Genomic DNA, 21,932 nt, shown 5'->3' with positions numbered 1-21,932 from the left:
GACATGCCTCGATGCGCGGACGGTTCCCGCCGGGAGCCGGACCGGTTCGGGTCGAACTGGGAGCAAGTTCGGGGCAAGTTCGGGCGGGACCCGGTCCCGCTGCCTGCGCCTGGGACCCGTTCGAACGCTCGGACGCTCAGACGAGCGGCGCCAGGCCCCAGAACCCGGCCGCCGCCGCGAGGGTCGACAGCACGGCGGTGCCTCCCGCGTAGCCGAGGGCTGCGTTCCAGCGACGCGCCGCGATCAGGCGGGCCGCGTCGACGCTCGCGGTCGAGAACGTCGTGTATCCGCCGAGGAACCCGGTGCCGAGTACCGCGAACCACTCGTGCGGCAGCACTTGCGCTCCCCCGGCGAGGCCCGCGAGCGCGGCGAGCATGCCGAGCACGAGGGAGCCCGACACGTTGATGAGCAGCGTGGCCCAGGGGAAGCCGTGGGACCCGGGGCGCTCCAGTCGCCGCAGCAGCGGCTGCATCGCCGCGTCGAACGAGAACCGGGCGACGGCGCCGACGCCGCCGGCGAGCGCGACGCCCAGCAGCAGGAGCGGGGTCATGCCGATTCCTTCCGGCGACGCAACCGACCGCCGAGGAGGATCCCCAGCGTCGCGGCGGCGATGCCGAGCAGGACCGAGAGCGCCAGATACCCGATCCCGACCCAGGGCAGCCCTCCGTGAGCGAGCTCGACCGTGCCGAGCGCGAGCGTGCTGTAGGTCGTGAAGCCGCCCATCACTCCGGTGCCGAGCAGCAGCCTCAGGTCGGCGACCGCCACGGGCTCGGGTACGGGACGCAGCAGCGCTTCCAGCAGGATCCCGAGCAGGAGCGCTCCGAGCACGTTGATGACGAGGATCGCGAGGGGGAATCCGCCCGGCTTCGGGATCGCGGCGTCGAGTGCCGCCCGTGCCGCCGTGCCGACCGCACCGCCGACGAAGACGAGCAGCAGCGCGCGGATCCTCACGGCGGTCCCCTCTCTGCCCCTCCTGCGGAGCGGTACGGATTTCTGGCGGTCAGGCGAAGAGTTCGGGGAGCTCCGCCTCGGCGAACGTGCGCAGCTGTTCGCTCTTGCGGAACACGATGGTGTCCCATTCCTCGTCGGTGGTGGAGCTGTCGGCGAAGTCCGACGGCACCTTCAGGATCACGAGTTCCAGGTCGAAACGCGCGCAGAGGGCCGCGATCGCGTAGCTCTCCATGTCGACGAGCTCGGCGCCGAGCTCGGCGATGCGGGCGCGCTGCGCGTCGTCCTGGACGAAGACGTCGCCGGTCGCGACGGTCAGCTTCGGCGCGAGGACCGGACCGCGCGGCTCGATCGTGGGCGAGGGCAGCGAGAAGTCGTGCTGCTTCACGGCACCGATCTGGTACACCGTGTCGAGGTCGGGGCCGTCGTCGACGACGCCGGCGGTGCCGAGCACGATGACGCGCGACACGGCTCCGGCACGGCTCGCCAGCTCCCCGGCAAGCGACACCGCTGCGTTCACCTTGCCGACCCCGGTGACGAGGTGCGGGACGTCGCTGAACGCGGATGCTTCGTCGCGGTGCGCGAAGACCAGCAGGGTGGATCCGGGGGCGGTCGTTCGCTGCGGCGTTTCCGCCGTGGATTCTCCGTGCTGCATGCCGCCCTTTCCGCGTCTTCGTGCGATTCTTCAGCACGGCTCGACGCCGCGCACGGGCCGAGTCTAGCAATTCTCAAACTTTTCGGTTATGCTTACGGATTGAGCTTGCGCAGCCGCATGCCGTGTCCGCCAGAAGCCATTCATTGGCCGGCGTCGACACCGGCTCGCTCCCGGCCGCAGCGCTCCATTCCACCGGGATCCACGGATCCGTTCCGGAAGCGTTCGTTCGAACGTTCCGATCCCACCGGTCGACCGCATTCGCGTTCGATCACGTACCGCGCTCCCGCCGTTCGGCGAGGATCGCTCGGCGCCGCGCCGCGAACCGCGAGCGGCTGCCGCACACACAGAAAGGACAGCACCATGCAGCACACTCTGCACGCCAGCGACGTCGCGACGCGCCACTTTGCACCGGTCGCTCCCGTCGCGCAGGCTCCGCGCACCCCGTACCACGCCCTCGGCTCCGATTCCGCTCCGCGGATCCCGGCCTGGGCCGAGCACCGTTCGGTGTACCGGGGTTCCGGTCGCACGCTCTACCTCGTCGAGACGAAGAATCTCGATGCGGCGGGGAACGATCTGCAGCGGCTCTCGGCCGATGGTTGGGATGTTCGCGTCGAGCGCTCGGCCGATTCGGCTCGGGTCGCTCTGATGGCGGCCTGACCGCCGCGACAGTGCGGGCGCGTTCGCGCTCGCGCTGTCATCCGCGGTCACGCGGGCCCGTTTCACGGCGGTGCGGCGTAGCGTGGGTTCGGAAGAACCCTGCTGCGCCGCACCGCCGTTCTGCTTCTGGCATTTGCTTCTTGTTACCGGTGCGGTGTTCGAGATCCGAGGAGGAGCCGTGGGCGAAGTCGAGCTGGCCGAGGTCGAGAGCTTCGCGCTCGATCACACGAAGGTGCGTGCGCCGTATGTGCGCCTCATCGGGGTGGAGCGCGGACCGAAGGGCGATGCGATCTCGAACTTCGATATCCGGCTGGTGCAGCCGAACGAGGGCGAGATCCCGACCGCCGGACTGCACACGATCGAGCACACGATCGCGGGCCTGCTGCGCACGCGTCTGGATGGCGTGATCGACATTTCTCCGTTCGGCTGCCGCACCGGTTTCCACCTGATCGTCTGGGGCGAGCCGAGCAACGCGGACGTCGCGTCTGCGATCAAGGCGTCGCTCGACGATATCGCTGAGCGGGTGACCTGGGACGACGTGCCGGGCACGGACGCGGTGAGCTGCGGCAACTACCGCGACCACAGCCTGCACTCGGCCCGCGAGTGGTCGCGCGCCGTGCTCGAGCAGGGCATCAGCGTTGACGCGTTCGATCGTTCGGTGCTCGCCTAGGTCTGCTCCCGTTCGGTGTCGGCTCGGGGCTGTTCCCGTTCGGTGTCGGCTCTGTTCTGTTCCTGTGCGGTGCCTGCCCGGCTCGGCGTACCGCTCGGTGCCGATTCCGGGGTCGGCGGAGCTGACGGCTTCGGCAGATCTCGCGGGCTCGGGGCTCCGGAAGCGCGTCGAGGCGCGAGCTCCGGCTGCGCTCGGAACTGACCGGACAGTCCGAGTCCGAGGGCGACCGCGCCGAGCACGATCCAGCCTGCGGCACCGAGCGGGCTGACGAGTGCCGGATCGAGCGGCGCCCCGGACGCCGCGAGCAGCATGAAGGTGCCCGCCGCGGCGTTCAACGCGCCGTGTCCGACGACGGCGGGCCAGACCGATCCGCTGCGCAGACGAAGCCAGCCGAAGAACACACCCCAGGCCATGCAGCCGAGCACCATGAACGCGACCCCGGTCCAGTCGGTGCGACCGAAGTTGTACCCGAGCAGGATCAGCGGCGAATGCCAGAGTCCCCAGATCGCGCCGGACCCGAGGAGCGCCGGCCAGGTACCGAGCGGCCGCAGCGCAGGCAGCAGCCACCCGCGCCAACCCACCTCTTCGCCGAACGCGAGGAGCGCGTTGAACAACGCGCCGAATGGCATGGAGAGCAGCTGGAGCGCCACGAGCACCGCGATGGGTGGAAGCGCCTCGATCGGGCTCTGCGCCGGGAGGGATGCCCGGACGGTGTCCGCGTAGGCGGAGAACCCGACGAGATCGAGCCGTAACCAGCCGAACGCGGCTGCGACTCCGGCGGTGACGAAGGTCAACAGGATCGGCAGGAACAGCGCGGCGACCGTGAACCATACGACCCGCTTGGCCGGCCGGAGCGGCCACATGCCGAGGAACCGCAGGAACCCGCCCCGTTCCTCGAGCGCAGCGCCGAGACGCCTCTCGCGACGCCGCCCGGGTGCTCCCAGAAGCCGCACCGCCAGCACGGCGATGCCCGGCGTGAACATGGTCGCGGAGGCCAGCAGGCTGAACAGCACCGGGAATGCGGGAGTCGTCGGGTCCATGGTCCAGAGCGGGAGGCAGACGAGCCAGGCCAAGCCGAACGACACCGCGACGAACACGGCGATCGACCCCCAGGGAACCGCGGACGGGCCCCGCCGAACCTCGATCGGCAGACCGGGCGATGCGGGCGCAGCGGCTTCCCCGGACAGGCCCCCGGCCGGGTGCTCCGGGAACACCGGCAGTTCGGTGCCGCTCATCGCGTGCCCTCCGATCCGGTGCGGGCGCTCCGAGCGGCCGCGGCGAGCACGGCCGCGCCGGTCTCCGCGTCGTCGACGGTGATGCCGAAGATGCTCCCGCTGCGGCGCGTGACGACGATCCCGGGGCCCGTGCGCAGGACGATGCCGAACCGTCCGGGCATCCAACGGAATCCCCATCCCCCGAATTCGCCGAGGGGATTGATCTCTGCCGCCGCCACGCGGTCGATGTCGGCTGCGCGCACGCGCACGACCGGCCATCCGAGCACCGATCGCGCTTCGAGGCCCGCCGCGTCGATGCGAACGCGGAAACCGATGGTGGTGATGATCAGAGCGCTCACCAGGGCACCCACCAGCGCGAGAACCCACCATCCCGCGAATTGCCCGACCAGGCTCCCCAGGCAGAGGGCCAGCATGAGCACGACCATGATCCCTGCGAACCATCGGTAGCCGGCGTTCGGCAGGGAGCGACCGATCCAGACGGCTCGCTCGTGCTCGGATAGCGGGAGCGGCACGCTGTCGCCGGAAGCCGGCGCCGCCACCGTGACCTTGGGCTGTACGAACCACCCCAGGACTCCGGCAGCGGCAGCGGTGAGCACCGCGACCACCATCGGCCCGGCGACGGTCCCGACGGTTCGGGCATCGGCGACATCGAGCTGGATCTGCACGAGCCCGACGATGAGCACCGAGATGAACACGACCGTCGCCGCACCGAAGGCTGCGAGGAAACGGGAAGCGCTCGACCAGGCCGGGAATCCCGGGCGCCGCCCTCGGGGGATCAGCAGGATCACCGCGAAGATGAGCGTCATACCGATCCCGGTGATGGCGAAGAACAGGATGTTGCCCCAGGGGCTGGAGAATCCGTCGGGCCCGCCGCTGCCGCTCCAGTGCGTGGCGATCGGGTCGGGCAGGCGCGGAATCCAGAGAACCTGCAGGAGCACGCCCAGCGCCACCACGATGAGCGGCGCCCAGACGCCGACCCACAGCGCGGCCCGGCGCGCACGCGCGACATCGGAGGAGGGTGCATCGCTCATCGCGCCCGACGCGCTGGACGAGCCCGGGACGCCGGTCGGGTGAGGGGTCATCGGAGGCTCCTATCTGTTTCGGATACGACTTCGCCACGGAGATGCGCGGGGTCGGTGATCATCGCGGCGAGAGTACTCGGGGCGACCCCGAGGGCACGGGCGCGCGCCACCAGAACCGCGACGTCGGCGTGCAGGGCGACCAGCTTGGGTGCGGCCTCCGTGACTACCGCGCCACGTCCCCTACGGAGGTCGACGAGACCCTCGTCGCGGAGCGCCTGATAGGCGTGGAGCACCGTGTGCGCGTTGATGCCGAGGCCCTCGGCGATCTCGCGGGCCGGTGGAAGCAGCTGCCCGGCGAGGACGCGCTGTGCGGCGATCGATCCTCGAATGGAGTCGGCGATCTGCGCATAGATGGGACGCTCGCTCGCGGCATCGATCCGGACCAGCATGCGCACCTCCTTGATGACAAAAATTATAGCCGAATATGAACTTTTACCGATATCGTAATCCGATTTTCGTGGAATCAGCTCGGCAGGAGCGCAGCCTCCACGAGGGCAGGCGCCTGAACCCGGCCGAGCTTCTGCGCGAGCCGAGCGATCAGTCGCCCGCGGGCAGCGGCGTCGAACAGGTCGATGGAATGCGCGCGGATCACCGTCCAGCCGGCATCCCGCGCCCGATCGAGCCGCCGGATGTCTCGCAGGTACTGCGCGCGGCTCGTGCGGTGCTGTTCTCCGTCGTATTCGAGGATGACCCGCCACTCGACGCAGACCAGGTCGAAGCGGCCGATGAAGCCCGTGCCATCGCGAACCTCATGCTGGAGTTCGAAGTACCCGGCCAGTCCGTACGCTTCGAGCAGCAGCCGGAGCAGAGTCTCCATGCGGGACTCCGCACCGACCCGAGAGAAGTCGAGCGCCCGGCGGAGACGCCGCGCACCTCGTCCGGTGTAGTCCGCCGCTGCAGAAGACAGCTCATCCCGCGTGGACAGCGACCATACCGTTCCGTTCGAGGACCGGCGTTGCCCGACGATCGCATCGGCCGCGACCACCAGCTCCACCAACGGGAGCAGTCCAGCCGATTGCAGCAACGCTTGCGCGGGCTCCACTGTCGGGATCGCGGGGAGACGACCGCCAGGAGGGAGCCAAGGCATTGTTTCGAGCGGGTCGAGCGGGATGCGGGTGAACTCCGTCGGCCAGGTGTGCCCTCGCGCGGTGGAGAGCCGCCGGCCCCGGTTCGGTACTGGAATCGTGAGGTGCACAAGACCATCGCCTGCGATCGGGCATCCGTGGAGCCGCAACGCAGTGGAATGACTGATGGCTTCACCCGGTCGCAGGAGCGGGACGCAAGCTATCACGCGCTTCATCCAGGCTTCGTCTTCGAATGCTCCCTCACCCTGCGGCGTCGCCGCCAGCCCCGCCCGGACGATGCCACCCGCCGACCACCGCATCCCTCTATGCACCGCCTCGAATCGAGCATGTTCGAGAACACGACGGCTCACTCCGGCGCGCAGCGCTGCCGTAGTCGAGCAGGGCGTTCCACCGAGCGGTGCGGCAGCCTGGCGAGCAGAGAGATGTTCCATCACGCAAGCTTCCATGGCGGCGCCGGCCCCGGGAACGTTCTCAACAGGCGCCGAGTGCCGAATCCCGCTGTGTAGGACGTACCTGGTCAGCTTCCATCTCCCGCACAAGCCCGGGCTCCCCACTCTTACCCACTACACAACAATCGAGAGGGCTCGATTCCACCTCTTCTCGAAAGAAACAGGTGGAATCGAGCCCTCTCGATACCGAACCGGGGGGGGCGGGGCCGGGGGCGCGGGCAGGACCCCAAGCCCAAGCCCAAGCCCAAGCCCAAGCCCCTTAGAACGCGGCGATGCCCGTCAGCTCGCGGCCGATCACCAGCTGGTGCACCTCGTCGGTGCCCTCGTAGGTGCGCACCGACTCGAGGTTCGCCATGTGGCGCATCACGGGGAAGTCGGAGGTGATGCCGTCGCCGCCGAGGATCGAGCGGCAGGTGCCGGCGATCTTGATGGCCTCGCGCACGTTGTTGAGCTTGCCGACGGAGATCTGCCCGTACGACAGGTTTCCGGCGTCCTTCAGTCGGCCGAGGTGCAGGGCGAGCAGCAGGCCCTTCTCGTACTCGACGAACATGTCGGCGAGCTTCGCCTGGATGATCTGCTTCGAACCGATGGGGGCCCCGAACACCTCGCGGGTCTGCGAGCGCTCCACGGCGACCTCGAGGCAGGCGCGCGCCGCCCCCATGACGCCCCAGGCGATGCCGTAGCGCGCCTCGTTGAGGCACTTGAAGGGCGACGACAGGCCCTTCGAACCGGGCAGGATCGCGTCGAGCGGCAGGCGCACGTCCTCGAGCACGATCTCGGTCTGCAGCGAGGCGCGCATCGACAACTTGTTCTCGATCGCGGTCGCGGTGAAGCCGGGGGTGTCGGTCGGCACGACGAAGCCGCGCACGATCCCCTCTTCGTCCTTCGCCCAGATCACGCCGACCTGCGCGATGGTGGCGAGGCCGATCCACCGCTTCTTGCCGTTGAGCACCCACTGGTCGCCCTCGCGGCGCGCGTGGGTGAGCATGGTGTTGGGGTCGGATCCGCCCTGGGGTTCGGTGAGTCCGAAGAAGCCGATGGCCTCGCCGCGACCCATCTTGGGCAGCCACTCCTGCTTCTGCTCCTCCGAGCCGAACTTGTAGATCGCACCCATGGCGAGCGAGCCCTGCACGGAGAGCGCGGTGCGGAAGCCGGAGTCGACGGCTTCGAACTCCATCGCGACGAGCCCGTAGGCGACCGAGGAGGCACCCTTCAGACCGTAGCCGTTCATGTACATGCCGAAGGCGCCGAACTCGCCGACCTCGGGCAGCAGCTCGACGGGCAGGCGGCGGTCCTCGAACGCCTGGTCGATGATCGGCTTGATCTTGGTCTGCGCGAAGTCGCGAGCCTTGAGCTGCCACTCCCGCTCCTCTTCGGTGACGAAGTCGGAGACGTTGAACAGCTGGTCGATGGTGGTGGTCATTGCGGGTCCTTTCGGAACGGGACTGACGGTTCGAAGACGGTGGATCAGCGCGGCAGCCACTCGGCGCCGGCGTGCTCGCCGAGTCCGGGCGGCGGGGCCGAGTAGCGGGACGGGGTGGCCGAGAACGAGATGGGCGTCGCGACCGAGCGCAGCACGCGCTCCTGCCCGTCGGCGGCGGTCGCGCGGGTCTCGGCGACGGGCTCCAGCCCGAGGGTCTCGGCGAGGTCGAGCGCCTGGGCGATGGTGTTCACGCGGCCGGCCGGGATGTTCGCGGCGGTGAAGGCGTCGATCCACTCCCCCGCGGGGCGAGCGGCGAGCAGCCCTTCGAGCAGCGCCTTGAGCTCGAGGCGGTGCGCCACGCGCGACGGGTTGTCGACGAAGCGCGGGTCGCTCGCGAGTTCGGGGGCTCCGAGCACCTCGCACAGGCGGGCGAACTGGCCGTCGGTGCCGACCGCGAGCGCGACCTCCTGGTCGGCGGCGGCGAAGGTCTCGTAGGGCGCGATCGACGGGTGCGCGTTGCCCATGCGGCCGGGAGCCCGTCCGGTCTCGAGCGTGGACGACGCCTGGTTGGCGAGCGCCGAGAGCAGCGAGCCGAGCAGCGCCACCTTCACGTGCTGGCCGCGCCCCGCGGTCGGCGATTCGGCGGTGTCGCGGGCGCGCAGCGCCGCCTGGATCCCGATCACGGAGTTGAGACCGGTGAGGATGTCGACGAGCGCGACGCCGACCTTGGTGGGCTCGCCGCCGTCGGCGTCGCTCTGCCCGGTGATGCTCATGAGGCCGCCGACGGCCTGCACGAGCAGGTCGTAGCCGGGCAGGTCGCGACCGGCGGCGTCGCCGAAGCCCGAGATGGAGCAGTACACGACGCCCGGGTTGTCGGCGGCGACGGCGTCGTAGCCGAGGCCGAACTTGTCCATGGTGCCGGGCTTGAAGTTCTCGATGACGACGTCGGCCGTTGACGCCAGCGAGCGGGCGAGCGCCTGCCCCTCCTCGGATCGCAGGTCGCACACGACCGAGCGCTTGCCGCGGTTGACGCCGGCGAAGTAGGTGCTCTGCCCGACGGCGTTGACGGGCGGCGACCACTGCCGGGTGCCGTCGCCCTCGGGGCTCTCGATCTTGATCACGTCGGCGCCGAAGTCGGCCAGGATCATGGTGGCGTGCGGGCCTGCGAGCACTCGCGAGAAGTCGGCCACCCGGATGCCGGACAGCGGGCCTCGCGTCGTCGTGTCGTTCGCCTCGGTCATGCCGTCTCCCTCTTGCGCCGGTGCTCGGGTCGGGCCGCGTTCCGCTGCCCGCTCGCCCTCAGTCTAGGCGCGAGCCGGAAGCCCGCAGATGCCACTCTGCACCGCTACCCGCCGCGCTGCTGTGCAAAGATGTCGTCATGGCACGCCTCTCGCACCTGCTCTCCACCCCCGGGCTCGGGCTCCGCCTCGTGCAGGCCGGCGCCGGGGATCCCGACCTGAGCTGGGTCTCGACCACCGAGCTGCTCGATCTGGGCGCCTACCTCGACGGCGGCGAGCTCGTGCTCACGACCGGGCTCGCGCTCGAGGAGGACGATCCGCGGTGGCACGACTTCGTCGCGAGCCTGGGCCGGGCGCGGGTGGCCGCGATCGGCTTCGGGGTCGGCGTCGCGCACGCACGGATCCCCCGCCCGCTCGTCGCCGCGGCCAGCGCCTACCGGGTCGCTCTGATCGAGGTCCCACCGCCGACCCCCTTCATCGCGGTCAGCAAGGCGGTCGCCGCGCTGCTCGAGGCCGACGAGCTCAGCGCCGCGCACCGCGCGCTCCAGGCGCACCGGGAGCTCTTCGTCGGCGGCCAGAATCCGGCGGCCACGATCGCGACGCTCGCGCAGGCGACCGGGCGCAGGATCGCGGCCCTGCGCGCCGACGGCAGCCTGCTGGCCGGCAGCAGCGGACTCGCGGGCGGTTCGGATCCGGGCGCGCACGCCGAACGGATCCCCCTCGATACCGCGGGCACCGTGCTCGTCGTCGCCGGCGACGATCCCCTCTCACCCGACGCACGGGCGCTGCTCGCGGCGGGCGCGATGGCGCTCGGCATTGAGCTGCGCAGCGCGGGCGGCGAGCAGGATCGCGAGCGCGAGCGCTGGGAGCGCCTGACCGCGCTGCTGCTCGGACGGGCCGGTGCGGCCCCGGCCGATGGCGGCGTCGCGAGCGCGCGAGTGCTGGATCCGAGCATGCGATTCCCCGGGCAGGTTCGCGCGATCGCCGTCGCGGGTGGCGCCGAGGCGCTCTCGGACTGGCGGCGATCACCCCGCACGGGTTTGGAACGCCTGGTCGCGACGAACGACGGCGACGGCGGGATCGGGGGCTGGCAGCTCTGCCCCGATGACGAAGCCGCGCTCGGCACCGCGGTGAACGCCGCGGTCTCCGCGGGTCTCGACGCGGTCGTCGGACGCCCGGCCCCGCTCGCTCGGGCGGCGACCAGCGCCCGTTCGGCCGCGGCGGCGTTCGCGGCGCGGCCCCCGTTCGCGAGCGGCGAGGCGCCGGCGCCCCGAGTCCGCTGGGTCGATCGCGAAGAGCCCGTGTTCGAGGCGGTGCTCGCGGGATCCGCGGACCTCGCCGGCATCGTCGCGGCCGTGCTCGGACCGCTCGCGACCGCCGTCGACGCCGAGGCGCAGGAGCTCCGGCGCACGGCGCGGGTGCTGCTCGCCCATCACGGCCAGCGGCAGCCGGCGGCGGCCGAGCTGCGGATCCACCGCAACACGCTGCGGGACCGCCTGGCGCGCATCGAGCAGCTCACCGGCCGCTCGTTCGGAGACGCCGACGACCGCTCGGAGCTGTGGTTCGCGCTGCGCATCGAAGCGCTCACGCGGGAGCCGTCGCTCCCGCCGATCGAGCCGACCGAGTAGGGAGCGCGGGCGCCGCCTACTTCTTCGAGGAGTGGCCCTCGTGACCCTCGTCGTGGGGTTCGTGCAGCGCGTGGAGCATGCCCGTCACGTTGCCGTGGAGCAGGTCGTCGACCAGCTCGTCGACCGCGACCGCCTCGTTGCTGCCCTGCTGAATCTCGACACGAATGCCACCGGTGCGTGCGGTGGGCTCCTGCTTGCGTTCCATGCTTCACTGTACGTCCGGGGTCGGCCGCCCACCATTGAAAACGCCGAAACGTTCCCGGATCTTCACCGAGAATCAGCCATGCGCTCCGCGGTCAGGCGGGCTGCACCGACAGCAGCTGGTACCCCTCGGGCACCTTCGAGAGCACGTCCGCATAGTCGGCGCCCTCGAGCATCTCGACGCCGTCCCGGCGGGCGAGCGTCGCCTCGCAGCTGAGCACGGTGTCGTGCTTCGACATGGCCACCGACATCCCGGCCACGGCCCATCCTTCGGGGGTCTGCGCATGGACGAGCTCGTGCACCTCGGGAAGCCCCTCGCCCTGCACGCTGATGGTCGTCGTCTCGACGGGGCGGATCATGCCGATGTACATGCGATGCAGCCTATCGCTCGCGAACCGCCGACCGGCCCGGCCCCGCCGGTGCGTCCGATCAGCCCAGGATGAACTGCGCCGTGCCGTCGCCCTGCGCCGACCCCACCGACACCTTCAGGTGGTAGGAGGCACCGCCCGCGGTCACGGGATCGCGGCTGATGTCGCACGTGTCCTTGCTGCTGCGGGTGCGATCCCAGGTGATCGTCTCGGTCTCGAGCGGCTTGCCCGGCTGCAGGATGACCGAGCGATGATCGGGCTTCTTCTGGCAGTCCGTCGACAGCCAGACCTGGTCGGCGCCGCTCGTGATCGCGAAGGTCATGGTCGCGGTCCCGAGGTCGCCCGAGCACGCCTTGGTGCCGCGATTCTCGACCTTGAGCGAGAGCTTCGGCTCCTCGCCCTCGGCGTAGCTGCTCTTGTCGGCGATCGGGGTCACCACGAGCTCGCCCTCGGCGCAGGCCGGCGTCGAGTTCTTGCCGGCCGAGGTCGTCGGCTTCGCCGCGGTGTCGCCGAGGTCGCCCGGCACCGACACCTTGGGCGCGTCCGAGGCTCCGCCGACGCCGCCCGGTTTCAGGATGATGAGCACGACTGCGGCGACGACCGCGAGCAGCGCGACGAGCACGATGATCCGGCGCCGGACGTAGACGCTCTTGTCCTTGGGTCCTACGGGATCGCGAAGCGTCGACATGGCCCCAGGCTAGCCGCAGCCCGGCCCGTCACGGCTCAGGCGCGCGCGGCTCCGATGCCCTTCAGCATGCGGGTGTTGCCGAGCGTGTTCGGCTTGACGCGCGCCAGGTCGAGGAACTCGGCCACGCCCTCGTCGTTCGAGCGGAGGAGCTCGGCGTACACGTCGATCGCGACCAGCTGCTCGTCCTCCCCCGCCGGCGCGAAGCCGTGCTTGCCGAAGAAATCCACCTCGAAGGTGAGGCAGAACAGCTGGCTCAGGCCGAACTCGAGGGCGCGCTGCTCGAGCGCGTCGAGCAGCCGATGGCCGATGCCGCGCCCCAGCCAGTCCTCCGAGACGCCGAGCGTGCGCACCTCGCCCAGGTGCTCCCACATGACGTGCAGCGCACCGTAGCCGATCACGACGCCGTCGGCGTCCTCGGCGACGAGGAACTCGGGGACCGCCCCGTAGAGGTCGACCAGGTCCTTGCCCAGCAGGATCCGTCGCTCCACCAGCGGGACCATGAGCGCGGCGATGGCCGCCACGTCGGAGGTGCGTGCCTGGCGGATGCGGATCTCGGCTGCTTCGGGCATAGGCACAGCCTAGTGCTGCGGAAACGTCGCGCGGACCGCCCGGAAACCTCGGGAAACACCCCGGAACGGCGGAACGCCCACCGCCGTGAGGCGATGGGCGTTCCGTTCGACCCGTGGGATCAGCTGTGGTCGGTGGTGGGGGCCGTCGAGGCGACCGCCGCGGCCGCGGAGGCCGAGGACGCCGAGTGGTCCCGGTTCGACCCCTCGGTGACGAACGTGAACTGGCCGTCCACGAAGTCCACCTTCACGAGGTCTCCCGCCAGCAGCTCCGCGCTGAGGATCCGCTCCGAGAGGCGATCCTCGATCTCGCGCTGCATCGCACGGCGCAGCGGCCGCGCACCGAGCGTCGGGTCGTAGCCGAGGTCGATGAGCCGCTCGCGCGCCGGGACCGAGATCTCGATGCGCATGTCGCGATCGAGCAGGCGGTCCTGCAGGCGCTTGACGAACAGATCGACGATCTGCAGCAGCTCGGGCTTCGAGAGCTGCGGGAACACGATCGTGTCGTCGACGCGGTTCAGGAACTCGGGCTTGAAGTGCTTCTTGAGCTCCTCGTTGACCTTGCCCTTCATCATGTCGTAGCCGACCGAGGTGTCGCCCTCGAGCTGGAAGCCCACGGGACCGCCGGCGATGCCCTTCGACCCCAGGTTGGTCGTCATGATGATGACCGTGTTCTTGAAGTCGACCACGCGGCCCTGACCGTCGGTCAGGCGACCCTCTTCGAGGATCTGCAGCAGCGAGTTGAAGATGTCGGGGTGCGCCTTCTCGATCTCGTCGAACAGCACGACCGAGAACGGCTTGCGGCGCACCTTCTCGGTGAGCTGGCCGCCCTCTTCGAAGCCGACGAACCCGGGAGGGGCGCCGAACAGGCGGGACACGGTGTGCTTCTCGCCGTACTCCGACATGTCGAGCGAGATCAGTGCGTCCTCGTCGTCGAACAGGAACTCCGCGAGGGCCTTCGCGAGCTCGGTCTTGCCGACGCCCGTGGGGCCGGCGAAGATGAACGAGCCCGAGGGGCGCTTCGGATCCTTGAGGCCGGCGCGCTGGCGACGGATGGTCCGCGCGAGCGCCGAGATGGCCTCGTTCTGGCCGATGACGCGCTGGTGCAGAGCTTCCTCCATGAAGCGGAGACGCGAGGTCTCCTCTTCGGTGAGCTTGAACACGGGGATGCCGGTGGCCTGCGCCAGCACCTCGGCGATGAGCCCCTCGTCGACCTCGGCGTGCGTCGCGACGTCGCCCGAGCGCCACTGCTTCTCGAGCCGCAGGCGCTCCGCGATGAGCTTCTTCTCCTCATCGCGCAGGCTCGCGGCCTTCTCGAAGTCCTGGCCCTCGATGGCCTGCTCCTTGTCGGCGCGGACCACGGCGATCTTCTCGTCGAACTCGCGCAGCTCGGGCGGGCTCGAGAGGATCGAGAGGCGCAGGCGGGCGCCGGCCTCGTCGATCAGGTCGATCGCCTTGTCGGGCAGGAAGCGGTCCTGCACGTAGCGGTCGGCGAGGTTCACCGCGGCGACGATGGCGCCGTCGGTGATGGAGACCTTGTGGTGCGCCTCGTAGCGATCGCGCAGCCCCTTGAGGATGTTGATCGCGTGCGGCAGCGACGGCTCGTTGACCATCACCGACTGGAAACGACGCTCGAGCGCGGCGTCCTTCTCGAAGTGCTTTCGGTACTCGTCGAGCGTGGTCGCACCGATGGTCTGGAGCTCGCCGCGGGCGAGCAGCGGCTTCAGGATGTTGGCGGCGTCGATCGCGCCCTCGGCCGCACCGGCGCCGACGAGGGTGTGGATCTCGTCGATGAAGATGATGATGTCGCCGCGGGTGCGGATCTCCTTCGTCACCTTCTTCAGGCGCTCCTCGAAGTCGCCGCGGTAGCGGCTGCCCGCGATGAGCGAGCCGAGGTCGAGCACGTAGACCTGCTTGTCCTTCAGCGTCTCGGGCACCTCGCCCTTGACGATGGCCTGCGCGAGGCCCTCGACGACGGCGGTCTTGCCGACGCCGGGCTCGCCGATCAGCACCGGGTTGTTCTTGGAACGGCGCGAGAGGATCTGCATGACCCGCTCGACCTCCTTCTCGCGCCCGATCACCGGGTCGAGCTTGCCGTCGCGCGCGGCCTGGGTCAGGTTGCGCCCGAACTGGTCGAGCACGGCCGAGCCCTTCTCGGAGCCGCCGGACTCGGGGGCGCCGACCGTCGCGTTCTCCTTGCCGGCCTGGTAGCCGGAGAGCAGCTGGATCACGGTCTGGCGCACGCGGTTGAGGTCGGCGCCGAGCTTGACGAGCACCTGAGCGGCGACGCCCTCGCCCTCGCGGATCAGGCCGAGCAGGATGTGCTCGGTGCCGATGTAGCTGTGGCCGAGCTGCAGCGCCTCGCGCAGGCTCAGCTCGAGCACCTTCTTGGCGCGCGGAGTGAAGGGGATGTGGCCGGCGGGCGGCTGCTGGCCGGTGCCGATGATGTCGGTCACCTGCTCGCGCACGGCGTCGAGCGAGATCTCGAGCTGCTCGAGGGCCTTCGCGGCGACGCCCTCGCCCTCGTGGATCAGGCCGAGCAGGATGTGCTCGGTGCCGATGTAGTTGTGGTTGAGCATCTTCGCCTCTTCTTGGGCGAGGACGACCACCCGGCGGGCCCGGTCGGTGAATCTCTCGAACATGCTTCCTCCTGGGTACCGGAGACAGCGGTCACCTCCGGCGATACCGACAGCGTACGCGCCGGATCCGGGCCGTGGGTCCGTGTTCGCCGCAGGCGTGACCGGAGGCCGGTGCGACTTGACGGGAGCCGCGGGAACCCGCACACTTATCGACAAGCGTTAATATCGTTTATCGATAAGGAGTGGATCATGACCATCGCCTCCGACATCCGTCCCTCGCGCGGCGACCGCGTCGCGCTCTGGTTGTTCGTCGCGGTCGGCGCCGTCATCGCCATCGCCGTCGCCGTCGGAGCCGCCCTCCGCATCGGCGAGCTGCTCGGCAGCGGTCCGATCCGGGTCGCAGCCGAGTTCATCGATCAGCGCGCGACCGCCCCCATCGGTCCCGACGGATCGGACGTCGAGGTCCTGCTCGACCGGGCCGTGCTCCGCACCGCGGTGCCGCCGATCGCCACCTGGGCGGGCGTGATCGGCCAGCTCGTGCTCGTGATCGCCTTCGCCACGGTGATCCTGTGCCTGATCCTGCTGAGCCGCAGACTCTCCCGCGGCCGCATCTTCGGCCGGTCGAGCACCGTGCTCGTCGGCACCGCCGGCATCACCGGTCTCATCGGGGCCGCGGCGACGCGGTTCTTCGACAACATGCTCGCCAATGCGGCGGTCGCGCAGGTCTCCGACTACGGCGACGTGCGCAACGCGGTGCTGAGCATCGAGCCGTTCCCGTTCGTCGTCGCCGCCTTCGCCGTGGCGATCGTCTGCACGGTGTTCGTGATCGGCGAGCGCATGCAGCGCGAGACCGAGGGGCTCGTATGACCCCGGCCGAGCCCGAGGACGGGCACGCGATCCACTGCCGGCTCGACGAACTGCTGGCCGCCCGTGGCATGACCCTGACCGAGCTGAGCGAGGCCGTCGGCGTCAGCATCGTCAATCTCTCGGTCCTCAAGAACGACCGGGCCCGCGCGATCCGGTTCTCCACCCTCACCGCGATCTGCCGCGCGCTCGATTGCACGGTCGGCGAACTGCTCGTCGCCGACGACCGCGCGGGCTGATCGGAATCCACAGATCCCCGGCCGGTGCAACGGCCAGCGACCCGACACCCCGCGGACACTGCGCGTTCACGCTCGCGACTTAGCGTGACCCCATGCCCGCAGCACCGCAGCCCTCCACCGTGCCCCTCGCGAGCCGCATCGCGGTCGTCGCGCTGATCCGCGCGCACGCGGCGACGCTCGGTGCAAGCGAGGGCGCGGTCGCCCGCGTGATCCTGGACCGCCCGCACGAGGTCCCGCAGTGGTCGACGCAGGAGCTCGCGGCCGCGGCGGGCACCTCCACCGCGACCGTGATCCGTGCCTGCCAGCGACTCGGGTTCCGCGGATTCCAGCACCTGCGGCTCGAACTCGCGCGTGAGGCCCCCGAGCCGGGCGGCGACGACACCCCCGGAGACGCGGTGGACCACCTCTTCGAGAGCGCGCGAGCCGTGCTGCACGTCGCCCGGCAGGCGATCGATCGCACGGCGCTCGTGAACGCCGCCGAGCTGCTCGCGACCGCCGGACGCGTGGTCTGCGCCGCCAACGGCTTCTCGGCTCCGCCGTTGCAGGATGCCGCCATGCGCTTCGCCACCGTCGGTCGGCCGGTCGAGGCCCCGCTCGACATCCTCGCCCAGCAGTTCGCCGCCCACACTCTCACCCCCGACGACGCCTGCCTCGCGCTGAGCCACTCGGGCGCCAACGCGCACACGCTCGCGACGGTGCGGGCCGCACGCCGACGCGGGGCACGCATCATCGCGCTCTCCAGCTACGCCAGGACGCCGCTGACCGACCTTGCGGATGTGACGCTCTCCACGGGGTCGGTCGGCACCCAGCACACGGTGGATCCCTTCTTCAACCGCCTCGGCCACTCGGTGCTGCTGCAGGCGCTCGTCGCCGAGGTCTCGGAACGCACCGCCCCCGTCGACGCGCTCGACATGCGCGAGGTCGTCGCGGAGGCGCTCGCGGACTCCGACCTCTGAACGCGCCCGGACCCTTCTCCCGCCGCTCACGCCGCGTCCGCCGGCCGTTCACCCCACCGACACCCGACCTCGGGAAGCTGCTCTGCGTAACCGCATTTCACGCCCGATGTAACGGGCGCAACCGGTAGGAGAAACTCGCAGTGCACGTCATTCCGATCGAGGGCAGCTACAACGCACGAGGGTTCGGCCGGCCCGACCGCCCCTGGCTCGTGCGCTCCGCCGCGCTCGACGGTCTGACATCCGGCGGCGAGCGCACGCTGCGCGAGCTCGGCGTCGATCTGGTGATCGATCTCCGCGAGTCCGGCGAGCAGGCGCACCGCACCCACGGGATCCCCGTGCGCTCCCTCCCGCTCTACGGTGAGGCCCCTCCCGCGACGGGATCGCTCGAACGGATCTATACGGGGCTGCTGACGGATCGCGGAGATCGGGTCGCGGCCGCCGTCGCGGAGATCGCCGAGCATCCGGGCACCGCCGTGGTGCACTGCACGGCGGGCAAGGACCGTACGGGCCTCGTGGTCGCGCTCGCCCGGCTCGCAACGGGCGCCGGGCGGAGCGAGGTCATCGCCGACTACGCACTGTCCGGGGCTTCGGTGCGCCCGGCCCGCGCCGGGATCGCGGCCGCGCAGCTCGACGCCCTCGACCTGGTGCCCGCGGCCCGGGCCGAGTCCGAGCGGCTGCATCTCGACAGCCCCGCGGAGGCGTTGGAGCACGCCCTCGATCTCGTGGATCGTCTGGGCGGCGTCGACGCCTACCTGATCGACCGCGGAGCGACTCCGGCGCAGCTCGCGGCCCTCGCGGATCGCGCGGCGGGCCGCGCGATCCGCCGCACCGCCGCGGTGCTCCCGGAGCTGGCGCGATGAGCCGCGCGACCGGCCGGTTCACGATCCTGCACCTGAGCGATGTGCACGCGACCGAGAGCGGGCTCCTCTACGGCGCCGTCGACGGGATCGCCCGTCTGGAGCGCGTCGGCGACTACGCGCGGGCGACCGGGATCACCCCCGAGGTCGTCGTGATCACCGGCGACCTCGTGGAACGCGGCAACCCAGGGGCGTACGCGGCGGTCGCGGACGCCTGCCGCAGGCTCGGCACGCGCCTGGGCGCCCCGGTGCTCACGGTGCTCGGCAATCATGACGACCCCGTCGCGGCGCGCGCACTACCCGGGCACGAGTCGGGGCACGTTTCGGCGGAGCGCGTCGACGGTGTCCGGGTGATCCGTCTCGATTCCCACCGGGGCGAGCTCGACGCGGCGCAGCTCGAGTGGCTCACCGACGAGCTCGCGATCCCCGCGGAGCGCGGCACCGTCGTCGCACTGCACCACGCGCCGATCGGATCGCCGCTGCCGACGCTGCGGAGCCAGGGGCTCTCGAACGCCGACGCCCTGCTCGCGGTCCTCGAAGGATCCGACGTCCGCGCGATCCTCGCCGGCCACTTCCACCACGGGCTCTCGGCCCAGTTGCGCGGGATCCCGGTCTTCGTCGGTCCATCACTCGCCTACCACCAGGTCATGGACGCCGGCCCCGATGCGGTCGCCGGGCACGACTCCCCCATGTTCTCGCTCGTGCAGCTCTCGGACGACGGTGTCGTCGCCTCGACGGTCGCACTGCACGCCCCCCGGCCCCTCTTCACGCGCACACTCACCCACGCACGACAGGAAGCGACCCATGTCCCGTAACCGCTCGCTCGGCGTCATCGCCGCGTTCGCCCTCTCCGCCCTCACCCTCACCGGCTGCGCCGCCTCGGCAGCGAACTCGACCGGCGGCTCCGATTCCGGCTCGCCCCGGGCGACCAAGGCCTCGACCATCACGCTCTACACCTCTGAACCGCAGGAGAAGATCGACGCGGTCGTGGCCGCGTTCTCCAAGCAGCAGCCCGAGATCACCGTCAAGGTGTTCCGTGCCGGCACCGGCGACCTGACCGCGCGCATCGCCGCGGAGGAGAAGGCCGGCGACATCGGCGCCGACCTGCTGCTCGCCGCCGATGCGGGCACCTTCGAGGGCTACGCGGAGCGCGACCTGCTGCTCGCCTACGAGTCGCCCGAGGCCGCGAAGCTCTCGAAGGATCTCATCGACCCCGAGCACTTCTACGTCGGCACCCGCATCATCCCGACCGTGATCGCCGTCAACACGAACGTGATCACCGATGCGCCGAAGTCGTGGAAGGATCTCACCGATCCGAAGTACGCCGGCAAGATCGCGATGCCGAACCCCGATGTCTCGGGCGCGGCGGCGTACAACGCCGCCGTGTGGCTGAACGAGAAGTCGCTCGGCACGAGCTGGCTCGAAGGCCTGGCGAAGAACAAGCCGCTGATCGCCGACAGCAACGGCCCGGTCTCGCAGGCCGTCGCCGACGGCAGCAGCCCGGTCGGCATCGTGGTCGACTCGCTCGTGCGCGATCTCGCCGCCGCTGGATCTCCGATCAAGGCCGTCTACCCGAGCGAGGGCGTGCCCTTCGTCTCGCAGCCGGTCGGGATCTTCGCCGACACGAAGGAGCCCGAGGCGTCGAAGCTGTTCGTCGACTTCCTCATCAGCAAGGAGGGCCAGGAGATCGCCGCCTCGCAGTCGTACCTTCCCGTGCGCGACGATGTCGAGAGCCCGAAGGGCGCACCCGCACTCGCCGACATCACCCTGCTCACCCCGAGCCTCGAGACCATCCGCGCCTCGCAGGCCGACGCGGTCAAGACCTTCAATGGCCTCTTCCAGTAGCCCGATCGCGGTCGCCGCCGCGGCCCCCGTCGCTCCCGCGGGAGCGGTCGGGGGCCGCGGCCTCCTCGGTCGCGCCTTCTCGGCGGTCCGGTTCGACGGCCTCACCGCGGCGCGCGTCGCACTCTGGTGCGCCGTCACCGCGCTGATCCTGGTCCCGATCGCCGCGATCGTCGCGCTCGCGGCGACCGGCGGCGGCTGGTCGGCGCTCGCGGATCCTGATGTGCTCGGCGCGGCCGCCAACTCCCTCGTCTCGGCCGTCGTCTCCGGCGCGCTCGCCGTGCTCATCGGCACCGCGCTCGCGCTGCTGCTCGAGCGCACCGACATCCGGCTCCGCGGCGCTCTCCGGCTGCTCGCGCTCAGCCCCATGCTCATGCCGCCGTTCGTCGGCGCGATCGCCTGGCTGAGCCTGCTCGGCCCGTCCTCCGCGCTGAACGGCTTCTGGACGAAGCACTTCGGCGGCCCGCTCTGGAACCTCTACGGCGGCGACGGCGTGGTGTTCCTCCTCACCCTGCACAGCGCTCCGGTCGCGATGCTGATCGTCACCGCCGCCCTGCGCCGCATCCCCGCCGACCTCGAACAGGCCGCACGGATCGCGGGATCCTCGGCGCCCCGCGCCCTCTGGGAGATCACCGCTCCGCTGCTGCGCCCGGCGATGCTGTCGTCGTTCACCCTCATCGCGGTCTCGAACCTGGCCGACTTCGGCATCCCCTCGATCGTCGGCCTGCCGGAGCGCTACGTGACCCTCTCCACGCTCGTCTACCGCTATCTGCAGTCGGGCACCGTCGAGGATCCGCTCGCGGTGGTCGCAGCCATCGGCGCGGTGCTGCTGGTGATCGCTCTGCTCGGCGTCGTCGTCGGCGCGCTGAGCGGCCGCACCCGGGTCGAACTCGATGCGCAAGCCGGTGCCCCCGCGCGCCTCCCCCTCGGGGCGGCGCGCACCCCGATCACGGTCCTCACCGCGCTGCTCGTACTCGCCGTGACCGTGCTACCGCTCGTCACGCTCGCGATCCAGTCGCTGCTGCCCGCGCCCGGAGTCCCGCTCTCGGTCGAGACCGCCACCCTCGCGAACTTCGAGCGGGCGCTCTCGGCCTCGGGCACGCTGGCCGGCATCGGCAACTCCGTGATGCTCGCGACGCTGGCGGCGCTGATCTGCGGAATCCTGGGGCTCGGGATCGGCGCGCTCGTCACCCGCACCCGTTCCCGCGGCAACGCACCGCTGCTCGGCATCGCCCTGCTCCCGCAGGCGATCCCCGGCCTCGTGATCGCGGTCGCCTGGCTCGTCATCGCACCGCGGATCGGCCTGCACAACACGCCCTGGTTGATCCTCTGCGCGTATCTGACGTCGTTCCTCGCGCTCGTGGTGCAGTCGGTGCACGCCCCGCTGTCGGCGACCCCCACCACCGCGGAGGAGGCCGCGCGCATCTCGGGCGCATCCCGGCTGCGCGCGCTCTGGGACATCTCGTGCCGCATGGCCGTGCCCGCCGCGATCTCGGGGGCGATCCTCGTCGCGCTCACCGCGGTACGCGAACTCACCCTGTCGGTGCTGCTGCTCTCCCCCGGCTCGCAGACCCTCGGCGTCGTCATCTTCAACCTGCAGCAGGCGGGCGCCTACAACGCATCGTCCGCCCTCTCGCTCATCGTCGCCGTGGTCGGCCTGCTCGGCCTCGGCATCACCGCCCGTTCGCACCGTTAGGACCGC

The 21,932-nt window shown here is 70.6% G+C and carries 24 protein-coding genes; 10 read left to right on the top strand and 14 right to left on the bottom strand.

The window, feature by feature from the left end; all coding sequences use genetic code 11:
- Window positions 1-136 precede the first annotated feature (136 nt).
- Genes ABD169_RS05265 through ABD169_RS05255 form a run of 3 tightly spaced genes read right to left on the bottom strand, consistent with a single transcriptional unit; the run spans window position 137 to window position 1,603 of the window.
- The gene (locus tag ABD169_RS05265; protein WP_344030211.1) at window positions 137-550 is read right to left on the bottom strand and encodes a fluoride efflux transporter FluC; all 414 of its coding nucleotides are present in this window, start codon (window positions 548-550) and stop codon (window positions 137-139) included.
- Window positions 547-951 (bottom strand): fluoride efflux transporter FluC, encoded by a 405-nt coding sequence (locus ABD169_RS05260; RefSeq protein ID WP_344030208.1) that lies wholly within the window; start codon window positions 949-951, stop codon window positions 547-549. The genes ABD169_RS05265 and ABD169_RS05260 overlap by 4 nt, the downstream gene beginning before the upstream one ends.
- A gap of 49 nt (window positions 952-1,000) precedes the next feature.
- Window positions 1,001-1,603, bottom strand: a complete 603-nt coding sequence (locus ABD169_RS05255) for a phosphorylase family protein (protein ID WP_344030206.1) — start codon at window positions 1,601-1,603, stop codon at window positions 1,001-1,003.
- A 360-nt stretch (window positions 1,604-1,963) separates the two neighbouring features.
- Between ABD169_RS05255 and ABD169_RS05250 the strand changes: the two genes are divergently transcribed.
- Together ABD169_RS05250 and ABD169_RS05245 are read left to right on the top strand one after the other, a co-directional pair.
- Entirely contained in the window at window positions 1,964-2,260 is a 297-nt protein-coding gene (locus tag ABD169_RS05250) for a hypothetical protein (protein ID WP_046456135.1), read from the top strand.
- Between the two features lie 178 nt (window positions 2,261-2,438).
- Window positions 2,439-2,930: an S-ribosylhomocysteine lyase gene (locus tag ABD169_RS05245; protein WP_344030203.1), complete on the top strand. Its 492-nt coding sequence runs from the start codon at window positions 2,439-2,441 to the stop codon at window positions 2,928-2,930.
- Here the strand turns inward: ABD169_RS05245 and ABD169_RS05240 are convergent.
- From ABD169_RS05240 to ABD169_RS05215, 6 genes are all read right to left on the bottom strand, one after another.
- Window positions 2,927-4,165: a CPBP family intramembrane glutamic endopeptidase gene (locus tag ABD169_RS05240; RefSeq protein ID WP_344030200.1), complete on the bottom strand. Its 1,239-nt coding sequence runs from the start codon at window positions 4,163-4,165 to the stop codon at window positions 2,927-2,929. The two genes, ABD169_RS05245 and ABD169_RS05240, sit on opposite strands and share 4 nt — an antisense overlap.
- Window positions 4,162-5,247: a DUF1648 domain-containing protein gene (locus ABD169_RS05235; protein ID WP_344030197.1), complete on the bottom strand. Its 1,086-nt coding sequence runs from the start codon at window positions 5,245-5,247 to the stop codon at window positions 4,162-4,164. The genes ABD169_RS05240 and ABD169_RS05235 overlap by 4 nt, the downstream gene beginning before the upstream one ends.
- A complete protein-coding gene (locus tag ABD169_RS05230; protein ID WP_344030194.1) occupies window positions 5,244-5,636 on the bottom strand; it encodes a GntR family transcriptional regulator in 393 nt (130 codons plus the stop codon). The genes ABD169_RS05235 and ABD169_RS05230 overlap by 4 nt, the downstream gene beginning before the upstream one ends.
- Before the next feature lie 74 nt (window positions 5,637-5,710).
- Window positions 5,711-6,763: an endonuclease domain-containing protein gene (locus tag ABD169_RS05225; protein WP_344031642.1), complete on the bottom strand. Its 1,053-nt coding sequence runs from the start codon at window positions 6,761-6,763 to the stop codon at window positions 5,711-5,713.
- A gap of 277 nt (window positions 6,764-7,040) precedes the next feature.
- Window positions 7,041-8,204 carry an acyl-CoA dehydrogenase family protein gene (locus ABD169_RS05220; protein WP_046456132.1) on the bottom strand — a complete coding sequence of 388 codons (1,164 nt, stop codon included), beginning with the start codon at window positions 8,202-8,204 and terminating at the stop codon, window positions 7,041-7,043.
- A 44-nt stretch (window positions 8,205-8,248) separates the two neighbouring features.
- Entirely contained in the window at window positions 8,249-9,445 is a 1,197-nt protein-coding gene (locus ABD169_RS05215) for a CaiB/BaiF CoA transferase family protein (RefSeq protein ID WP_344030191.1), read from the bottom strand.
- Window positions 9,446-9,582: 137 nt separating this feature from the next.
- Here ABD169_RS05215 and ABD169_RS05210 point away from each other — a divergent pair, with 137 nt between their 5' ends.
- A complete protein-coding gene (locus tag ABD169_RS05210) occupies window positions 9,583-11,070 on the top strand; it encodes a PucR family transcriptional regulator ligand-binding domain-containing protein (protein WP_344030188.1) in 1,488 nt (495 codons plus the stop codon).
- 16 nt (window positions 11,071-11,086) lie between these two features.
- On the opposite strand, the gene ABD169_RS05205 is transcribed toward ABD169_RS05210, so the two are convergent.
- The 5 genes from ABD169_RS05205 to ABD169_RS05185 form a co-directional block, all read right to left on the bottom strand.
- A complete protein-coding gene (locus ABD169_RS05205) occupies window positions 11,087-11,275 on the bottom strand; it encodes a hypothetical protein (RefSeq protein WP_046454365.1) in 189 nt (62 codons plus the stop codon).
- Between the two features lie 91 nt (window positions 11,276-11,366).
- A complete protein-coding gene (locus ABD169_RS05200) occupies window positions 11,367-11,642 on the bottom strand; it encodes a hypothetical protein (protein ID WP_344030185.1) in 276 nt (91 codons plus the stop codon).
- 58 nt (window positions 11,643-11,700) lie between these two features.
- Complete coding sequence (locus ABD169_RS05195) at window positions 11,701-12,327, bottom strand: hypothetical protein (RefSeq protein WP_344030182.1); 627 nt, start codon at window positions 12,325-12,327, stop codon at window positions 11,701-11,703.
- A 35-nt stretch (window positions 12,328-12,362) separates the two neighbouring features.
- Window positions 12,363-12,896, bottom strand: a complete 534-nt coding sequence (locus ABD169_RS05190) for an amino-acid N-acetyltransferase (RefSeq protein ID WP_344030179.1) — start codon at window positions 12,894-12,896, stop codon at window positions 12,363-12,365.
- 119 nt (window positions 12,897-13,015) lie between these two features.
- Window positions 13,016-15,535: an ATP-dependent Clp protease ATP-binding subunit gene (locus ABD169_RS05185; protein ID WP_046454361.1), complete on the bottom strand. Its 2,520-nt coding sequence runs from the start codon at window positions 15,533-15,535 to the stop codon at window positions 13,016-13,018.
- Window positions 15,536-15,721: 186 nt separating this feature from the next.
- Between ABD169_RS05185 and ABD169_RS05180 the strand changes: the two genes are divergently transcribed.
- The 7 genes from ABD169_RS05180 to ABD169_RS05150 all read left to right on the top strand — a co-directional run bounded on the left by ABD169_RS05180 (window position 15,722) and on the right by ABD169_RS05150 (window position 21,926).
- Window positions 15,722-16,339: a hypothetical protein gene (locus tag ABD169_RS05180; RefSeq protein WP_344030176.1), complete on the top strand. Its 618-nt coding sequence runs from the start codon at window positions 15,722-15,724 to the stop codon at window positions 16,337-16,339.
- Window positions 16,336-16,575 carry a helix-turn-helix domain-containing protein gene (locus tag ABD169_RS05175; protein ID WP_046454358.1) on the top strand — a complete coding sequence of 80 codons (240 nt, stop codon included), beginning with the start codon at window positions 16,336-16,338 and terminating at the stop codon, window positions 16,573-16,575. Before ABD169_RS05180 ends, ABD169_RS05175 begins: the two co-directional genes overlap by 4 nt.
- A gap of 92 nt (window positions 16,576-16,667) precedes the next feature.
- Complete coding sequence (locus ABD169_RS05170; protein WP_344030172.1) at window positions 16,668-17,531, top strand: MurR/RpiR family transcriptional regulator; 864 nt, start codon at window positions 16,668-16,670, stop codon at window positions 17,529-17,531.
- 140 nt (window positions 17,532-17,671) lie between these two features.
- Window positions 17,672-18,391, top strand: coding sequence for a tyrosine-protein phosphatase (locus tag ABD169_RS05165; RefSeq protein WP_344030169.1), 720 nt, complete (start codon window positions 17,672-17,674; stop codon window positions 18,389-18,391).
- Window positions 18,388-19,203 (top strand): metallophosphoesterase family protein, encoded by an 816-nt coding sequence (locus ABD169_RS05160; RefSeq protein ID WP_344030166.1) that lies wholly within the window; start codon window positions 18,388-18,390, stop codon window positions 19,201-19,203. The genes ABD169_RS05165 and ABD169_RS05160 overlap by 4 nt, the downstream gene beginning before the upstream one ends.
- Entirely contained in the window at window positions 19,193-20,233 is a 1,041-nt protein-coding gene (locus ABD169_RS05155) for an ABC transporter substrate-binding protein (RefSeq protein ID WP_344030164.1), read from the top strand. Before ABD169_RS05160 ends, ABD169_RS05155 begins: the two co-directional genes overlap by 11 nt.
- Window positions 20,217-21,926: an ABC transporter permease gene (locus ABD169_RS05150; protein WP_344030161.1), complete on the top strand. Its 1,710-nt coding sequence runs from the start codon at window positions 20,217-20,219 to the stop codon at window positions 21,924-21,926. Before ABD169_RS05155 ends, ABD169_RS05150 begins: the two co-directional genes overlap by 17 nt.
- The last annotated feature ends 6 nt before the right edge of the window (window positions 21,927-21,932 follow it).

This window comes from Leucobacter iarius (assembly GCF_039530105.1).
Lineage (GTDB): Bacteria > Actinomycetota > Actinomycetes > Actinomycetales > Microbacteriaceae > Leucobacter > Leucobacter iarius.
The sequence above is the reverse complement of the archived record's forward strand: the minus strand, read 5'-3'. Positions and strand labels throughout refer to the sequence as shown.